This window comes from Burkholderia sp. MSMB1078WGS, assembly GCF_001528895.1.
Taxonomy (GTDB): domain Bacteria; phylum Pseudomonadota; class Gammaproteobacteria; order Burkholderiales; family Burkholderiaceae; genus Burkholderia.
In genome coordinates, this window is the sequence record NZ_LPDI01000091.1 from 77,474 (window position 1) to 94,630 (window position 17,157).

A 17,157-nucleotide genomic window follows, 5' to 3' on the forward strand; every position below is an offset into this window, starting at 1 on the left:
GTAGCTTGAACCACTTCAAAGCCGCCGCCCTCCAGTTCACGGCAATATGGTTGTCTGCGCGCCGCGCGCCGGCTGCCAGAAATGCCGCACGCGCATTGAACCCGGCACACCGAGCACCAACGGGGCGCCGCCAGTTGCTCGTCGATGTTTCCATCATCGCGGTTCACGATGCCGGAACTGGTATTCAACGAGTTGTCCGTTCGCTGTTATTGCAACTCCTGGCCTCGCCGCCCGCCGGATTCGACGTGCGCCCAGTCTGGGCAACCCGCGCAAAACCGTTCCACTACGCAGATCATCTCCTCGGGCACGCACCGCATGACACGACGCCGAATGGCGCACCCGTCCACGTTGCGAACGGCGATATTTTCCTGGGTCTCGACCTTACGAGTCGCATTCTGCCGAGACGGCAACGTGATCTGCTAGCGTGGCGACGACAAGGCGTGCGCTGCGCATTCATTGTCTACGACCTGCTTCCGCTACAAAACCGCAGTTGGTTTACTCCGCGTGCGCATCGCTCATTCCGACATTGGCTATCCACAATAGCCGTTCATGCCGATGAACTTTGGTGCATATCGCGCACCGTCGCGAGCGAAGTAGACTTATTGATGCACCAGCGCTTCGGTCTCGCTCGCACGGAAATTCCGGTACGTTGGTTCGAGCTTGGCACGGACAAACTTGATCGTGCGCACGTCGGCGAATCCGTGTCAGTGCCAGGATGTATACGATTTGCTCGTCCGATATTACTCATGGTCGGAACGGTCGAACCCCGTAAAGCGCATGCACAGGTCCTCGATGCATTCGACTTGCTATGGGGCAACGGCGAGCAGCCGACGCTGGTGATTGTCGGCAAGAAGGGATGGCGCGTAGAGGCGCTCGCTGAACGCCTGGCTCTTCACCCACAAAACGGCAGGTTGCTATTTTGGCTCAACGAGGCCGACGACGCGCAACTGGAAATGCTCTACAATCAGGCGGACGGCCTTATCCTAGCATCCGAGGCCGAAGGCTTCGGGCTCCCGATCATCGAGGCGGCGCGTCACGACAAGCCACTTTTTCTGCGTGATCTGTCCGTATTTCGAGAAGTCGCAGGCGAACATGCGACCTATTTCTCGGCCTCGGACAGGCACGCGATGGCGAGCCAGATGTCAGAATGGCTCGCACAACTTGCGACCGGTACTGCGCCGCGTAGTGGCTCGATCAAGCCGATTAGTTGGGCCGCGAGCGCCAGGCAGCTAGCTATGTTTGTAACCGAACTGGCTACGAAATAACTCAGGCCAGTTCCCGACACACTTCAAGCGTACGCTGCGCACATTTTGTCCAAGTCGCTTCACCCGCGACTTGCAAGCCTCGGGCGACCGCAGCTGTGCGCCACGCGGTATCGCAAATTACATGCTCAATACCGTCACGCAACGTTGCGTCATCGTCTGGTTCAACAAGCCATGCAGCCCCCCCTGCCACCTCGGGCAACGAAGAGGAACGTGACGTAAGCGTCGGCACACCGCTCGCGAGCGCCTCTAATACCGGTAGGCCAAAGCCTTCATAGAGCGACGGAAAGAAAAACGCATGCGCCCCTGCATAGAGCAGCGGCAACAGCGGCTCCGGGACAAAACCCAGATACCGGAGCCACCCCTCTGCCTCACCTCTCGCGATTCTCCCGCGCAACTCATCGTTCAGCCAGCCCGAACTGCCTGCAAGCACGAGCGGGTAGCGAGCTCGCAGATCAGCGGGCAGCACAGAATACGCTGCAAGCAATGCATCGACTCGCTTTCTCGGCTCTAGCGTCGATACACAAAGCGTATAGCCCCCGGGAGACAGGCGAAACTGATTTAGCGAAACGACGAGATCCTCATGGTCATAGGACCTGAATTCCGGCGGAACCCCGAGAGGAACCGTGGTGATATTGTCCAACGGCCAGCCAAAATACTCCGACACCTCTCGCCTTATGGCCTCAGAATCCGTGATGATATGTGCGGTACGGCGCAACGTCGACGCAAAGCTCCGCTCAAAATGGCGAATGCGCTCTATCGGGTGGGTTTCCGGGTACTTGAAGACGGACAGGTCGTGAACCGTTATCACCCCGCCTTCCACATATTCTGGCAAAAAATAGTTCGGAGAATGAAAGACATGTGTTCGGAGTGCGCGCTGGCGGCGCCAGCTTCTCATAGCAACAGATGCACGCGACCAGAATTTTCCTTTTGAGCGCGCTTCTGCGCTCCGCCACGGACGACCATCCAGTAGCTGCGCGGGATCGCTAATCCATTCGCCCGCGAAGTAATAAAGAACGGCATCAAGATCGCCGGCGGGCGCCGTTCGATAATACCTCGCCAGCTCCCACGCATATCGACCGATGCCGGTCAACGGCGGAACGATCGCATCGACCGCAAGAATCAACTTCAATCCGCGCTCTCCAGCATCCATTTGAGGGTGTCGTGCAACGGAATCTGTCCTAGATCTGCACCAATGGCCTGACGCAATTTACTGTTATCGCCGACCAGCTTGCGAACTTCATTCGCACGCACGAAGGTCGGATTGACCCGAACTTCAGGCCGATAGCCCGCCAGTTTTTCCATGACTGTCAGCACTTCCTGAAGCGAATATCCGGCCCCGGAACAGACATTAAACGTCTCGCCTGCAAATGCGCCGTTCAATAGCCGTTCATAGGCCGCCGCAACCATCCGAACATCGGAGAAGTCGCGGACGACGTCGAGGTTTCCAAGTTCAAGTACCGGGGCACGAGCGCGGAAACGAGAAACAATTTTCGGCAGAAGAAAGTTCTCGGCCTGACCAACGCCCGTATAGTTGAACGGTCGCACAACCACAATAGGTAACTGCTTGCTCCAGAGCTTGGCGATATACTCCATCGATAGCTTGCTGACCGCATAGTCGTTTGCAGGCGACGGCGCCACAGATTCATCAATCACTTCGCAATCGGCGTTGCCATAGATGTTCGCACTGCTTGCAACAAGCACGGCATCCGGCCGACGCGAAGACAATGCCAGCGCTTCGAGCAGGTTCCGTGTGCCAACGATGTTGGTCTCATAAATCGAACCGACATCATCGTGCGCAACGAACGCAATTGCTGCAAGATGCGCAACCACTTGCGGCTTTTCGAGTTCGATAATATCGGCGAGCCGTCGACGGTCAAGCAAGTCCACGACGTGCGTACGCCACTCAGAGCTCACACCAGCCCGGTGGACGAGCCCGCACACGTCATGACCGCTCGCCGCCAACTGGCGCGCGAGATAGCCGCCTGTAAAGCCGCCGATCCCGGTGATTAGGACTTTCGCCATAGATCAGAAGGAGAATCCAATCTCGTTGCGACGAATATCTGCCTCGACCATCATCTGGCAAAGTTGTTCGAGAGTGGTAGTTGGCTTCCATCCGAGCACATCATGCGCCTTTTGCGGATCGCCGATCAGCAACTCCACTTCGGCCGGTCGATAAAATTTCGGATTGATGCGCACGATCGTCTTACCCGACACTTGATCGACACCGATCTCTTGCTCGTCTCGCCCTTCCCAAGCGAGCTTGAATCCAGCGGCCCGCGCCGCCATACTGACAAAATCGCGTACCGTTTCCGTACGGTTGGTTGCCAACACATAGGTATCAGGCTGGTCGGCCTGAAGCATACGCCACATACCCTCTACATATTCCTTTGCGAAACCCCAATCGCGCTTTGCATCAAGGTTGCCCAGTTCGAGAATATCAAGCTTGCCGAGACGGAGCTTCGCGACACTGTCCGTAATCTTACGAGTGACAAATTCACGCCCGCGCAACGGCGATTCGTGGTTGAACAAGATCCCGCTGCAACCGAAAATGTTATAACTCTCACGGTAATTGACCGTGATCCAGTGCGCATAAAGCTTGGCGACGCCATAGGGACTACGCGGATAGAACGGCGTCTGTTCGGTTTGCGGAATCGCCTGAACCTTGCCGAACATTTCCGACGTGCTTGCCTGATAGAAACGGATCGCAGGATTGACGATGCGGATCGCCTCGAGCAAATTCAACGGACCAATACCAGTGATTTCTGCCGTCGTCACAGGTTGGTCAAACGATACGCCAACGAAGCTTTGCGCCGCGAGATTGTAAACTTCCGTTGCTCCAGTCTGCTGCAGTAGGCGAATACTAGAGCTCAGATCGGTCAAATCGTATTCGACCAGATGCAAATTCGGATGCGCAGCAATTCCGAGCTCCTCGATTCGCCAAAAATTCACTGAGCTCGTACGGCGATAGGTGCCGTAGACGACATAGCCCTTCTCAAGCAAGAGCTCCGCAAGATAAGCGCCGTCTTGCCCGGTAATACCTGTAATTATTGCGGTCGCATTCATTTTAAACTCACTCACTTTCATTTAACTTGATTTTCGAATCGATTTCTTCACACTTCGATCTGTTAAACTCACCTTACCGCCTCGAGATTTCCAGTCGCGTAAGCTGTGCTTGTGCCCCTCGGTCGATACAGCGCACCTCGAAATCGTCAAGTGTTCGCTCGACATCGATATTAAACTCCACCACTAGCGATTCTTTCACCGATAGCGCCTGGGGAAACCGTACATCACCTCGCCAGAGACATTGACGCCCCTCGTTCGCAACGAAATCGAATAACCAATTGGCGTCCTTTTCAACATCTGCGACACCGAATACCTTCACCGTATAGCTTCCCGCCTCGATCGAACGATGCGGACCATACATCAAAAAGCCGTCCTTTCCTGTACCCTGCAGCCCCGATCCGATATGGACACCTATCTGCGTACTGCAATCGTGACCCGGATAAATTGCCATCTCGACATTCGACTTGTCAGCGAGAATGCCATCGATAACATCTTTTACAACGTTCGCCGTATCCGACCACTTGCGCACTCGGTATTCCTTCTTCACGCGGAGCTCGATTTCCTCCACCTTGGCCGGCGTCATGCACCATTCAAGAATTGCATCCGCCCACGCGTTAACATCCCAAGCCGGTAGATACCGAACCAGATCCCGGCCGACTTCCGGCAACGAACCCTGATCGGAACTCAGGACCGCCTTGCCCATAGCCAACGCTTCGCCGACCGGCAATCCCCACCCCTCATACAGAGACGGGTACGCGCAGAATAACGCGTGATTATATAGCTGCATCAACTCATAATCGGTGACATGATTCAGTTGCTCAATCTTGCCTTGGGTCAGTGGATCAAGCTCGATATCCTTCAGCAAATCGCCGACTCCCCAACCCGGCATCCCGACGAATACAAGCTTCGGTAGCACATCACCGTACCCGTCGCGACAGAGACGATGATATGCACGGTACAGGACTTCATGATTCTTCCGCCGTTCAATTGTCGACACGAAGAGAATGAACGGTTTTCTGATCACTGCCTGTACTTCCGGTCCGAGTTCGCCCTCCCCTGTCGGAACGTTGTCACCCAGGGGAATCACATGAGATGGGCGAATCGGAGACCCAATCCTGCTGCAGAGATCAAGATAGTCTTTCCGGGTTTGCTCCGAAATGCATAGGACAGCAGTCGAGCCCCACGCAAGAGAATTGAAGTATTCCTTGAATCGACTCGATACATCACCTACGCAATACTGCGGAAATAGAACCGGAATCAGATCGTAGCAGCACGTTATTACATGAATACCCTTCTTCTTCTGCAAATTATAAAATTCAGAAGAATAGGATTGGTCCCAATCCAATCCGATCGACACCACAATATCTCCTGCAACAGGTGACAAACGATACTGTGGATCATTGGTCGGCACATCGATCCGCAAGCTATGCGACCCGTTTTGCGAAGTTGATTTCTTGCCGAATAACTCCATTGCCCGATACATGAACCGTCGCGACAGATCGAAAGACTCCGTCTTAGGGAGCATCATATCGATGGCATCGTCAATTTCAGACGGTCGCTCGCCGATGGGCTCCGCCCACTCAATGAACTGGCCCTCTCGCCAAATGCATTTCCGGAAGCGTTGCCTACCGTATAACGCCTCGAGTTCGGTGCAGAGTGCCTGCTCAACACGAACGATACCGACGGGGGGACGGTTCCAGTTTGCACTGGTCGTGACGTTCATCCAAATCAGCGGTGCATTATTTTGCGACATGCATCATCCTTTCTTCACAACTCGCGATCTCCTCGGACATCCAGGAAACGTCGCGGCCGCGTGTGTTGATTCTTCTTTCGCTCAGACCTGATATTGCGGGCGCTGCTTGAATTCCGCGACAGACGATCGCTTCGCATCAAAACCCGCAACAAAGTCCACAAATCCGCTCAATGTCTCGTCCCAAAGCACCGACTGTCGCTCTGACATTTCCTGCGGTGTAAGCCGCAACGGTGTAGCTGCCATCGTCTCCCGCAATGCAGCCAAGAATGTGCGGCTGTCGTCGGCGATCGACACGCCTCTCGCATTGACAAATTTATCGAATCCGCGCATCGCAACCGATGTCGCGACAACATGTTTGCCTGCCCAAAGTGCTTCAGCCGTTTTGAGATTTGTACCGCCGCCATGCGTGATAGGCAGAATGATCGCATGTGCGATCGTCAGCAGCCCCTGGAGACACTCTTCCGAAACGACCCCAGCGGAAATGGTTGCTCGATTCAATCCCGCCACTCGATGAAAACGGGCATCGCTCACAATCGAAGCCCCAACGCCACCGACCAGAACGATCGACTCGTCGGGCGCAATGCATCCTACGCCGCCGCCAAACATATCGAAGAATCCCGTAATGTTAGGCGGATGCGCCGAGCCGCAGAGCACTGCAATTTTCCTGTGCTGGGCAACTCGATTCGCTTGCTCGAGACCATCAATTGTCACCGTTCGACGCGCGACGCCGTTCTGCGCAAGAATGCACTTAGCCTTGGTGCGCGACTGCATCCACTCGAGATCCTCCCGCGATACCGCGCACACGCCATGCGCATTACGCAGGGCCTTGAGTTCAGTTTCACTGATCAAGGCGCGCGCGCGTTTGGCTTCTTCGATAGACAGATACTGAGCTACGATGTCGTAACGCAACTGATTTTCGATATTTTCGGAGCCGTATATCAGCACCGTTCCCTTCAGTTTTCTTTCGGTTACGAATCGCTTTGCGAAATCAAACAACCAGGGATTTTCGACCAGGATCAAATCCGGAGTTGGATCAATCTTGCTGGCGAGTGATCGATAGGCCTCGTCATCCTCCGCATAAAGGCGGCCGATCGCCCAATCTTCCATCAACAATGGATTCGGGATGTACCGCCGTAACGGCTCATGCCCCGGATACTCGCAGAAATACTCTTCTGGTGCGTATTGATCGCTTCCCAGTACGCCTGCGGATTGCACCTGATGTCCAGCAGCACGCAATACCCGGACAATGTTCGCCACCCGATGCTGGCCGCCATGCGCCGGCGTTCCAATCGGATATGTGCTTAGCGTCAATATCTTCATTTGCGGTTACTCGTTGCTTTGGATTCTTCGGACAATTCCATCTGATATTGGCAATTCTTCTGCATCTCCTCACCCATTCTAACCAAGTGATTCTCGAGCGCGCGAAGATCCCTTAGATGACGATTGACGCTAAAGAAAAAACAAACACCCTGAATGAGATTACCGAATAAAGGAACGCCGAATAATTTGTTCGCCAGGATTGCTCCCTTCAGATGTTCGATCTTGACATTATGTCGTCGAGCCTCTTTCGAGTTCTGAATATCCGACAAAATAATCGCCTTGCTCACTCCTGAACGCACTCGGCTCAGATAGTGCCGCTCACCGTATTCGTCTGGCTCCCGCTTCAAAATTGCAAGGTAGGCGGCACGAACGAAATTTCTGTCGTGTAGCGCAAGAAAGTCATCAAGACCGTATTTTCCATCACTACGAAGGACAAATTCCGGCTGGAAATTAATTTTCAATTTTTTCATATGATTAATACGCCGCTCCGCTAACCCCACCGCCCTCATAGAATCTACTGACTGAGAAAAGCGCTGCAAGTCAACTTCCGCGCCCGGCGCTCCCAGCAAGAATGCCCTCGCGAACCAACCACGCGCTCGCTCCGCTCGCCCGAGGCGATATCCTTCCCATAGATACGCAGCGCTTCTTTCGGCCATCAAAAATACGCGCTCGTTGAGAACCTCTACTTTGGCTGAGTAATCCGACCGAATTTTTTCACGTTCCTTATTACATTGTTCGAGTTGCGACTGAAGAAATGCCAAATCTTCCGCTACCCGCTGCTCGAACGCCGCTCGCTGGACTTCTGACTCTCGTATCAGAGCCTCATACCGCTGCACAATTGAGTTGTTTTCCCGTTCGGCTTGGCGGCTCCACTCTTTGCTCTTTTCCTCGAGCGCCGCCGCATGCTGCTCGGTTAATTTCTGACGCTCCTCCGATGCCGATATCGCGACCGCTTCACATTGCCGAATCAGTTCGGCTTCTCGCGCATGACATCTGTCCCGTTCATCTTGATGAGACCGGCGCAGCCGAGCCAGTTCCATAGCGAAATCATCACTTAGCCGAATACGTTCGACCTCGGCCGCTTCCCGAAGCGAACGGGCCTGTCGTTCGAGAGCCTCTTCTGCCCGCTTCGCCTCCTGTCGCCCTGCTTCGGTCAATGCACCGATTTCAGCCAACGCACTCTGCAATGTCTCGGTCCAGTAACTCTCTCGCTGTCGAGCCGTATCAGTTAACGCTCGGACTTCGTCGCGAGAAGCCTGCAACATTCCACCCCAATAACGCTCCCGCTCGTCGAGCGTCCGCTGCCACGCCTGCTCTCGTTCGACCTGCGACCTGGCTTGGGATTCGTGCGCCGCATCAACCCGCATCAACAATTCGAGCATTTGTCCACGCGCTGCCTCCTCGACGGCAGCCAAATGCTTGAGCGTAGTCGTAAACTCTGTCCGGATTTTGGAAAGTTCGTCTGCCTGTTCCCGGTTACGTTCGCCCCACAGGCATTCTCGCTCGCGCAATTTCCGCTCTAGCGCCAGCAGTTCGTCCCTCGCCGCCAGTTGCCTTTCCGTATCACGCTGATTAAGGGATTCGATCTCGCGTAGCAAATCACGGATGCGGGCCTCACTATCTTCGTCCCGCTGGCGTAACTCTTTCCTAGTCGCCTCAAGCTCCGCGTTGTCGCGCTCGATAATTTGGCGATGAAACGGTGCACTCGCTTCACCTCCGAGTGCAAAATCGTCAAAAACGTTCGGTGGCACTGCGAATGCCTGCTTGAGCTCCTGATGCTCGTCAGCGACGTAGTATCTATTCAGACCGTCGAAATAAACGGCACTGTACCCGCGCCTGTCAAGCACGGACTCCCACTCGTCGTGACAGTCGATCTGCGTGAGGGGCAGCGTACTCTCGACCACCACGATCCACGGACGGGCCGTGCTCTCCCCCCAACTGTCAAGCACTTGCCGCTCGAACCCTTCGACATCAATCTTGAGCCAATGGATGTCTTTGTCACCCGTCATCTCAAACACCGATGCGAGCGTCACACACGGCACCACAATTTCCCGGTCCTGAAACCCGCGCGCCCTATGTTGCTTAACAATCTTCTCGTCCGCAGTAGAGATACCCGTCCCCGGAATCTCGTAGAATCGCAACGCTGTGGACTCCCTGCCGACGGCCGCCTGCAGCACCGTTTCGTCCGGTCGCCCCCGCCTTAACGCTTCCGCGTAATATGGCGTCGGTTCGACATGCATACCGCGCCAGCCCTGTTCATAGAAAAGAAGACTGACGGAATCTATAAGCGGATCTTGCGCCCCGATATCAATATAGAAGCCGCGCTCTATATGCTTCAGCGCGCGCCACAACATTACGTCTTCGAAATTTTGTGCGTAAGAAGTAATCATCTGACCGTGAACTCGAAGCCGGTGTGCTTCCCACTCTGAGTGAATACTGCGCACGACGAAAATATTGTCGCACCGCCGTAATACTATGGATTCAACTGAAGGTGTGCATGATAGCTCTGCACTTGATCAAACTACGGGGCAGAAGTCCGGACGATAAGTATCGCCCGGACATATCTTGCCTTATCTATAGGTCTGGATACTAGTTGTAACCGGATAGGCAACAGAAAACACCAAATTCAGAAATTTTTGCAACTCAGTAACCGCAGAATTCGACACGTATAGCAAGTCCTTGTTGTCCATCATAAAGTTCTGAGCAACGAAGAATGCGTTCGGATCTCGCAGGTTCATTCGATAGACAACCGGCACCTTACCTTCTACCGTCGTCTGAGCTGGCGAGTTGGGCCATGGCAATGCCTTCGCATCCTCGAAGCGGAAGATGAACACACCTTGCGCATCCGAACGCGTGTCCTGCAAGCCGCCGGCTCGCGCCAACGCCTGGGCCAGCGTAATGCCTTGCGCCTCGAAGTTTATCTCCTCGTTCTTGCCGGTCGCACCCAGTGCCGTGAAACTATATGGTTGGAACAACGCAGTCACGACATCCCCGGCGCGTAGCGGCACATTTTGCCGCGGATCGCGAATTACCGACTCAAGCGGCAGCGAAGCGACGAGGTCGCCACGCGTCACCTGGACAGTAATCTTATCGACAGGCTGGCGGACACCGCCTGCAGCGGCGAGAGCATCGAGTACTCGCTCACCTCGGGCCGACAATGGCATGCGATCGTTCTTAACTACATCGCCTACAACCGTTACATAGGACGTCGCGTTGTGCGAGAGCTTGACAAGCACCTGCGGATCATGGGCGATATTTTTCAGACGCGCCGCAATGGCGCGCTGCAGCTCCGCCGGCGTTCGCCCGACGGCTTTGATTTGGCCGGCAAATGGGATGTTAATCGTGCCATCCCCATCAATGACCTGATCCGGCAGAACTGTCACCCTCGCGTTGGTCGAGCCGGCTTTCGAATCCCCCGTTTGCGCAACGCCGAACAGCGTGGCGGGTGGCGCTTCCCATATCGATACCTCGATCGTATCGCCCACCCCGAGCTGCTGGCGGAAACGCAAGTCATTTCCGAGCAGAGAGGAAAAATCCCCGCGCTTGCGTTCAGCAAACAGTTGACGCGCGACCTTGTCTGTCACGTCAACGACCTGAACACGAGGCGGATTCTCCGGATTGGGAGCTTGATCGGAGGCCGCAACGATCTGGGAACGGCTCGGGCCTGACGTGGGAATGCTGGAGCAGCCGACAAGCAAAACCGTACAAATGGAAAGCGCGGTACAAGAAGCGCTGCGAGGCAAACGTAACATGTATCGGTGGGCCCAGAATTTGGCAAAGGCAGAAATTGTCGCACGTCCGAAGATGCAATAGAATATTTCGGTATTATTTGCCTCCAACCACCCTGAAATCAAACGGGCCGTACGCGCAGCTCTTGATTGATGATCCAGCTGTCCGCTCCTCCGTGTCTGGATTCAGTTCGCGCCCTCATTCATTGACCGATTGCTTCTTCGTGACACAAATCCTCCTAGACGTCACACGATTGACACGCAGATGCTATGAGGGCCTACTGCCAACGGGTGTCGACCGCGTTGGACTTGCGTATATTCGCCGATATGGTGATCGAGCTCGCTGTGTCCTGAGCAAACATGGCTTCTCTGTAACGCTAACAGAACGCGACTCGCAGGAAACGTTTGCGATGTTGCTGTCGCAGCGTCCAGAACGGCGTTCGATCATCGGCCTGCTGGCACGCGCTTGGCTCAATGGGATGCGTAGTACGCCCCAGGGGAATTCGACACTATTGCATACGAGTCATACCGGCATGGAGTTTCCGCGCTACTACAGGACAATGCAAAAAGGAAACGGGCGCGCGATATTCATGGTCCATGATCTGATTCCGCTGACGCATGCGGAATACAGCCGTCCAGGTGTAGACACCACCCATCGCAAGCGAATCCATACGGCACTACGTCACGCAGACGGGCTTATTGCGAACTCGCAGGGAACACTTGACGCTCTCGCCATCGAGGCGCAAAAGGCTGGAATCCCTCTTCCGCCGAGTGTCGTCGCACCACTCGCCAGCGGCACCGAACCGCAACCGGCGCTCGCCGCGCCACTCGCGACCCCGTACTTCGTCATGCTTGGCACGATTGAGCCGCGTAAGAATCACTGGTTCATGCTGCACGTGTGGCGTCGACTTGTCGAGCAGCTCGGCAGCCAAGCCCCGAAGCTCGTTGTTATCGGCCGGCGTGGCTGGGAGTGCGAAAATGTTGTCGACATGCTCGAGCGTAGCGCACCATTGAGGGGGGTCGTCATCGAACGGTCGAACTGTTCAGACGACGAGTTACACGCCTGGCTACAACACGCGCGCGCGCTGCTTTTCCCGTCCTTCGTAGAAGGCTACGGCATGCCGCTCGTCGAGGCCCTCGAGTCCCGCATCCCCGTTTTGGCAAGCGATCTCGATGTATTTCGCGAAATCGCGGCAGACGTGCCGGATTATCTCGATCCGCTGAACGGCCCTGCATGGCTTGAGCGCATTCAAGCGTACTCTCAAGCGAATAGCGCAGAACGCAACGCCCAGGTTGAGCGCATCGCGCACTTCCGTGCACCCACATGGACCTCACATTTTGACGCGGTCGATCGCTTCATTGTTTCGCTACAGTAATTCATGAACCATACCGCGGCGCGTTCATTTGATGTACGCAGTGTAACCCCAGGGTCGCGCCTTGCGAGTGTACTCTCGCAACGTTCGAACTGTGTATGGCTCGACCACTGGAGCGGCCGTGTCGCTCTGCGCATCGCCAGTACAGCAAGAATCGCAACGCAATGTGCGTGGCCCGGCCCCATTGCAGCGCCTGCCATACCCGGCACTCCGCTACGTTCGTGGTTCAGCTTGCCATCCGATGCGTGCGGACCACACGCACTCGTCACCGCACTCGTCACCGCACTCGATCAGGCATTATTGGCCGATCCATCGGCCGGCAAAAAGCCTGGAATCAATCAATTAATGACACGCGTACTAAGCACAGACGCGCTTCATCTATGTGGTCGCAACAAACGTCTTCCCGTTTCGCTTGAAACACCGCGCTACTCATCTCGCGTACTCCTCATTGACGAACGGCACACGTCAGCGACGAATATTCACGCGTCGGCGACAGCGCGAATCGATGCCTTTGCGTCAATGATCCAAGTGGCACGCGCCGCTCACCCTGACGCGGAGTTCTGGCTGATCCGCAGCGGCGATCCTGGCTCGGGTCCATGGCTATCCGAATCCGCCTCGTTGCCGGACAACACCCGCCTACTAATTCCACCATACTCGCTGGCTGAAGCACTTCGCCACGTCGATAGCGTTTTCGTTATCGGAGCATCCGAAGGCATTTGTGGATTGCTCGCCGACGTTCCAACTCATGTGTTTGGAACCCCGTATTACGCTGGCTGGGGCCTGACGCACGACCATACTGTATTGCCGGGCCGACGCGCGCAACCGACGCTCGCCGCCTTGTTTGATGTAGTCTTTCTGCGTTTTGTCCATTATCTAGATCCATTGACCCTCGCTCACGGGACACTTGAATCCGTATTAGACAGCATTGAACTGCAACATGAAGTTGCTCAGCGGTTCACTGACCTTCAATCAGTCGTCGCGATTCGCTTTCAGCGCTGGAAACGCGCGTTCGCAACTCCCTTTCTCACCGCAGGCGGCGGCAGGCTTCGATGGACGCACGAGTTGGATAGTGTGCGAGCCGGTGAATGTGCAGCGTTATGGGGCGCACGTCCTGCTGAGGACATCGCACCAAACGTCCCGCATATACGCATCGAAGACGGATTCATTCATTCGCTTGGACTCGGCTCCGACATGAGTGCACCGTATAGTCAGGTACTTGACCGACGCGGTCTATATTTCGACGCCCGACAGCCAAGCGATCTGACCGTACTACTCAATGAGACCGAATTCAGCGACGTCGAACTTGCGCGGGCGGCGGCACTGCGGGAACAACTCGTTCAATTCGGCATCACCAAATACAATCTGGGCCGCCGCGCCCCTACGTGGCAAGCACCATCCAACAGGCGAGTTGTGCTGGTTCCAGGCCAGGTTGCCGACGACGCATCCATTCGACTCGGCACGCAGGCGCTTGGCACGACCGACGCGCTATTGCGCGAGGTCCGCGCCCGCCGGCCTCACGCGTTTATCGTTTATAAGCCTCATCCAGACGTGCTGTCCGGAAATCGCACCGGTGTCATCGACGCGTCGGGACTAGCTGACATGATTGACAGTGACGCCGACTTGCTGTCACTTATCGAAACAGCGGATGAAATTCACACTCTTTCATCACTTTCAGGATTCGATGCGCTACTGCGAAACAAAGCTGTCTTCACTTACGGGTTACCCTTTTACGCTGGCTGGGGCTTAACGCATGACATGCTGGTGCAGCCCTGGCGCAAACGCCAGCTGACACTCGATATGCTAGTGGCGGGAGCCCTATTACGGTACCCCGTGTATTGGGACTGGAAGCTCGGCATCTTTACTACGCCGGAAGCAGTCGTCCGTCAGCTTGCACGCCACGCTGCACGACCACTCGAAAAGATCCAGGGTAACCGTACACGCCCGCTGCTCAAAGCACTGCGTTGGACATGCAATGCACTCCGCTATGCAGCATGGCAAAGCAGAAAAAAAAATAACTTGGATGACGACAACTTTACGGATTAAACCTTGTACAAATTGGCCTATTTTAGGTAGTCAAGAACAGTCGGCGCGCGTCTCTAATCGCCGGTACTAAGCGCTTTTCAATCTGAGGCAATGCATGAACATCCACCCGGTAATCCTGTGCGGCGGCAGCGGCACCCGCCTTTGGCCCATGTCGCGAGGCGGCTATCCGAAGCAATACCTGAAACTGACAGGCGACCACACGCTCGTCCAGCAGACGGCCGTCCGCCTTCAGCACGTCCCCAACGTCACGGCCCCCATCGTCGTCACCAACAACGACCAACGCTTCCTGGTCGCGGAACAACTCCGCCAAGTCAACATTACGCCATCGTCGATCGTCCTCGAACCAGTCGGCCGCAACACCGCGCCCGCAATCGCGATCGCGTCGCTGCTTGCCCTGCACGAATCGCCCGACGCGCTGCTACTCGTGCTGCCGTCCGACCACGTCATCCTGAACGAACCGGCATTCATCGCCGCAGCCACCGAGGCAGCAGCCATCGCAGCAGACCAGCACCTCGTCACGTTCGGTATCACGCCGACGGAAGCGCACACCGGCTTCGGCTATATCCGTCGCGGCCAAGCCATCGCCGACGGCAAGCAAGTCTACAAGGTCGACGCATTCGTCGAAAAACCCGACGCCCCGACCGCCGAACGCTTCCTCAGCGACGGCAACTACTACTGGAACAGCGGCATGTTCATGCTGAAGGCGTCCACGTACATGGAGGAGCTGCATCGCCATGCACCGGAAATCTCCCGCCAGGCAGAACTCGCGTTCGAATCCGCCAAGCGCGACAACGACTTTCTCCGTCTCGACGCCGAAGCGTTCGCAGCCTGCCCGAATGTCTCGATCGACTACGCGGTGATGGAGAAAACCGAACGCGCCGCTGTCGTCGCGGCGGCCGACCTCGGCTGGAACGACATCGGCTCGTGGAGCGCACTCGCTGAAATCGCGGAAGCCGACGACCAAGGCAACGCACTCATCGGTGACGTCTTCACCGATTCGGTAAAGAACTCGTACATCCGCGCCGAACACCGGATGGTCGCGGCCCTCGGCCTCGACAACATCGTGATCGTGGAAACGGCAGACGCCGTGCTCGTCGCGCATCGCGACAAGGCGCAGGACGTCAAGAAAATCGTCGAATGGCTGAACGAGTCGGGCCGCCACGAATCGGTCACCCACCGCCGCGTCGTCCGCCCGTGGGGTTCGTACGAAGGCATCGATCAGGGTGACCGCTTCCAGGTCAAGCGCATCATCGTGAACCCCGGTGCACAGCTCAGCCTGCAGATGCACCACCATCGCGCCGAGCACTGGATCGTTGTGAAGGGCACGGCGATGGTCACGAACGGCGACAAGGAAATCATGCTGACCGAGAACCAGTCGACCTACATCCCGCTCGGCGCGACTCACCGGCTGACGAACCCCGGCAAGATTCCGCTCGAACTGATCGAAGTCCAGTCGGGCGCGTATCTCGGCGAGGACGACATCGTCCGCTTCGAGGACACCTACGGCCGCGCAGCACGGTAAGCCACTCGACACCCGGCGCGCACGACACGCCGCGCCGCAAACGGGCAGCACGCACCCCGTCCTGCCCGTTTTTCATTACGTCAACCAATGTCAGCCCGGTTGCCCGCCCCTCACGGCTCAGGTTATAAAAGCGCCACTCATTCCGGTGCATGCGCCGCCCTTTTACCCTTGACTTCGGAGAACGCATGATCGATCTCGCCACCGCCCAGCAATTCCTGATGACCCGCGGCCTCGACTTCGGCCTGAACCTCCTCGCCGCGATCGTCCTATGGTTCGTCGGCCGCTGGGCGATCCGCATCGGTACCCGCCTGCTCGGCAAGGTCGTACGCCGTAGCGGCAAGGTCGACCCGACGCTCACCGACTACCTGACTTCCGTCGTCGGCGTGCTGCTGACGATCCTGCTGATCCTCGCGATCCTGCAGATCTTCGGTGTGCAGACCACCTCGTTCGCCGCGTTGCTCGCCGGTCTCGGCCTCGCGATCGGCACGGCCTGGGGCGGCCTGCTCGCGCATTTCGCCGCCGGCGTGTTCATGCAGGTGCTGCGCCCGTTCAAGATCGGCGACGTGATCAGCGCGGGCGGCGTCACGGGCACGGTGAAGGAGCTCGGCCTGTTCGGCACGACGATCATCACCGCCGACAACATCGTGACAATCGTCGGCAACAACAAGATCTTCTCGGACAACATCGCGAACTACAGCGCGACGCCGCACCGCCGCGTCGACCTGACCGCGAAAATCGCGAACAGCGTCGACGCGGCCGATGCGATCAACCGCCTGAAGACGCAGATCCAGTTGATTCCGAACGTGCTGAAAGTGCCGGCACCGGACGTCGGCGTGCTGCAGTTCACGCCGGAAGGCCCGCTGCTGTTCGTTCGCCCGTCGACTCAGCCGGAGAACTACTGGCAGGTGTACTGCGACACCAACCGCGTGATCCTCGAGACGTTCCGCGACGCCGGCTATCCGACGCCCGAAACGCCGATCTCGCATCGCAACACGTAAATGCAAGCAGCGGTCGTGATCTGCTCTAGAAATCCTGGACACAAATGAGTGTTAGTGTTTCGGAGGCAATTTTCCCAATAGGAACGGGAGGT

The 17,157-nt window shown here is 56.4% G+C and carries 12 protein-coding genes; 5 read left to right on the forward strand and 7 right to left on the reverse strand.

Going from position 1 to position 17,157, the window contains the following annotated elements; genetic code table 11:
- The first annotated feature begins 5 nt into the window (after positions 1 to 5).
- Complete coding sequence (locus tag WT24_RS22830) at positions 6 to 1,265, forward strand: glycosyltransferase family 1 protein (RefSeq protein WP_060035934.1); 1,260 nt, start codon at positions 6 to 8, stop codon at positions 1,263 to 1,265.
- 1 nt (position 1,266) lies between these two features.
- Here WT24_RS22830 and WT24_RS33455 read toward each other — a convergent pair whose 3' ends face one another.
- The 7 genes from WT24_RS33455 to WT24_RS22860 all read right to left on the reverse strand — a co-directional run bounded on the left by WT24_RS33455 (position 1,267) and on the right by WT24_RS22860 (position 11,144).
- Positions 1,267 to 2,394: a glycosyltransferase family 1 protein gene (locus WT24_RS33455; RefSeq protein WP_082742272.1), complete on the reverse strand. Its 1,128-nt coding sequence runs from the start codon at positions 2,392 to 2,394 to the stop codon at positions 1,267 to 1,269.
- Positions 2,391 to 3,287: a GDP-mannose 4,6-dehydratase gene (locus tag WT24_RS22835; protein WP_060035935.1), complete on the reverse strand. Its 897-nt coding sequence runs from the start codon at positions 3,285 to 3,287 to the stop codon at positions 2,391 to 2,393. The genes WT24_RS33455 and WT24_RS22835 overlap by 4 nt, the downstream gene beginning before the upstream one ends.
- Before the next feature lie 3 nt (positions 3,288 to 3,290).
- Positions 3,291 to 4,328, reverse strand: coding sequence for a GDP-mannose 4,6-dehydratase (gene gmd / locus WT24_RS22840; RefSeq protein ID WP_060035947.1), 1,038 nt, complete (start codon positions 4,326 to 4,328; stop codon positions 3,291 to 3,293).
- A gap of 73 nt (positions 4,329 to 4,401) precedes the next feature.
- On the reverse strand, positions 4,402 to 6,081 hold the full coding sequence (locus WT24_RS22845) for a glycosyltransferase family 1 protein (protein ID WP_060035936.1): 1,680 nt from the start codon (positions 6,079 to 6,081) through the stop codon (positions 4,402 to 4,404).
- Between the two features lie 81 nt (positions 6,082 to 6,162).
- Positions 6,163 to 7,401, reverse strand: a complete 1,239-nt coding sequence (locus tag WT24_RS22850; protein WP_060035937.1) for a glycosyl transferase family 1 — start codon at positions 7,399 to 7,401, stop codon at positions 6,163 to 6,165.
- Positions 7,398 to 9,791: an FkbM family methyltransferase gene (locus tag WT24_RS22855; protein WP_060035938.1), complete on the reverse strand. Its 2,394-nt coding sequence runs from the start codon at positions 9,789 to 9,791 to the stop codon at positions 7,398 to 7,400. The genes WT24_RS22850 and WT24_RS22855 overlap by 4 nt, the downstream gene beginning before the upstream one ends.
- 180 nt (positions 9,792 to 9,971) lie before the next feature.
- Positions 9,972 to 11,144, reverse strand: coding sequence for a polysaccharide biosynthesis/export family protein (locus WT24_RS22860; RefSeq protein ID WP_373557245.1), 1,173 nt, complete (start codon positions 11,142 to 11,144; stop codon positions 9,972 to 9,974).
- Positions 11,145 to 11,353: 209 nt separating this feature from the next.
- Between WT24_RS22860 and WT24_RS22865 the strand changes: the two genes are divergently transcribed.
- From WT24_RS22865 to WT24_RS22875, 4 genes are all read left to right on the forward strand, one after another.
- On the forward strand, positions 11,354 to 12,505 hold the full coding sequence (locus WT24_RS22865) for a glycosyltransferase family 1 protein (protein WP_060035948.1): 1,152 nt from the start codon (positions 11,354 to 11,356) through the stop codon (positions 12,503 to 12,505).
- A 3-nt stretch (positions 12,506 to 12,508) separates the two neighbouring features.
- Positions 12,509 to 14,545: a capsular polysaccharide biosynthesis protein gene (locus WT24_RS33460; RefSeq protein WP_082742271.1), complete on the forward strand. Its 2,037-nt coding sequence runs from the start codon at positions 12,509 to 12,511 to the stop codon at positions 14,543 to 14,545.
- Positions 14,546 to 14,639: 94 nt separating this feature from the next.
- Positions 14,640 to 16,067, forward strand: a complete 1,428-nt coding sequence (locus WT24_RS22870; RefSeq protein WP_060035940.1) for a mannose-1-phosphate guanylyltransferase/mannose-6-phosphate isomerase — start codon at positions 14,640 to 14,642, stop codon at positions 16,065 to 16,067.
- 185 nt (positions 16,068 to 16,252) lie between these two features.
- A complete protein-coding gene (locus tag WT24_RS22875; protein WP_060035941.1) occupies positions 16,253 to 17,065 on the forward strand; it encodes a mechanosensitive ion channel family protein in 813 nt (270 codons plus the stop codon).
- Positions 17,066 to 17,157: the final 92 nt, after the last annotated feature.

Excerpts from the sequence above, each read along its gene's own strand:
- WT24_RS22835 (WP_060035935.1), bottom strand. The coding sequence starts at position 3,287 with ATGGCGAAAGTCCTAATCACCGGGATCGGCGGCTTTACAGGCGGCTAT.
- gmd (WP_060035947.1), bottom strand. The coding sequence starts at position 4,328 with ATGAATGCGACCGCAATAATTACAGGTATTACCGGGCAAGACGGCGCT.
- WT24_RS22845 (WP_060035936.1), bottom strand. The coding sequence starts at position 6,081 with ATGTCGCAAAATAATGCACCGCTGATTTGGATGAACGTCACGACCAGT.
- WT24_RS22850 (WP_060035937.1), bottom strand. The coding sequence starts at position 7,401 with ATGAAGATATTGACGCTAAGCACATATCCGATTGGAACGCCGGCGCAT.
- WT24_RS22855 (WP_060035938.1), bottom strand. The coding sequence starts at position 9,791 with ATGATTACTTCTTACGCACAAAATTTCGAAGACGTAATGTTGTGGCGC.
- WT24_RS33460 (WP_082742271.1), top strand. The coding sequence starts at position 12,509 with ATGAACCATACCGCGGCGCGTTCATTTGATGTACGCAGTGTAACCCCA.
- WT24_RS22870 (WP_060035940.1), top strand. The coding sequence starts at position 14,640 with ATGAACATCCACCCGGTAATCCTGTGCGGCGGCAGCGGCACCCGCCTT.
- WT24_RS22875 (WP_060035941.1), top strand. The coding sequence starts at position 16,253 with ATGATCGATCTCGCCACCGCCCAGCAATTCCTGATGACCCGCGGCCTC.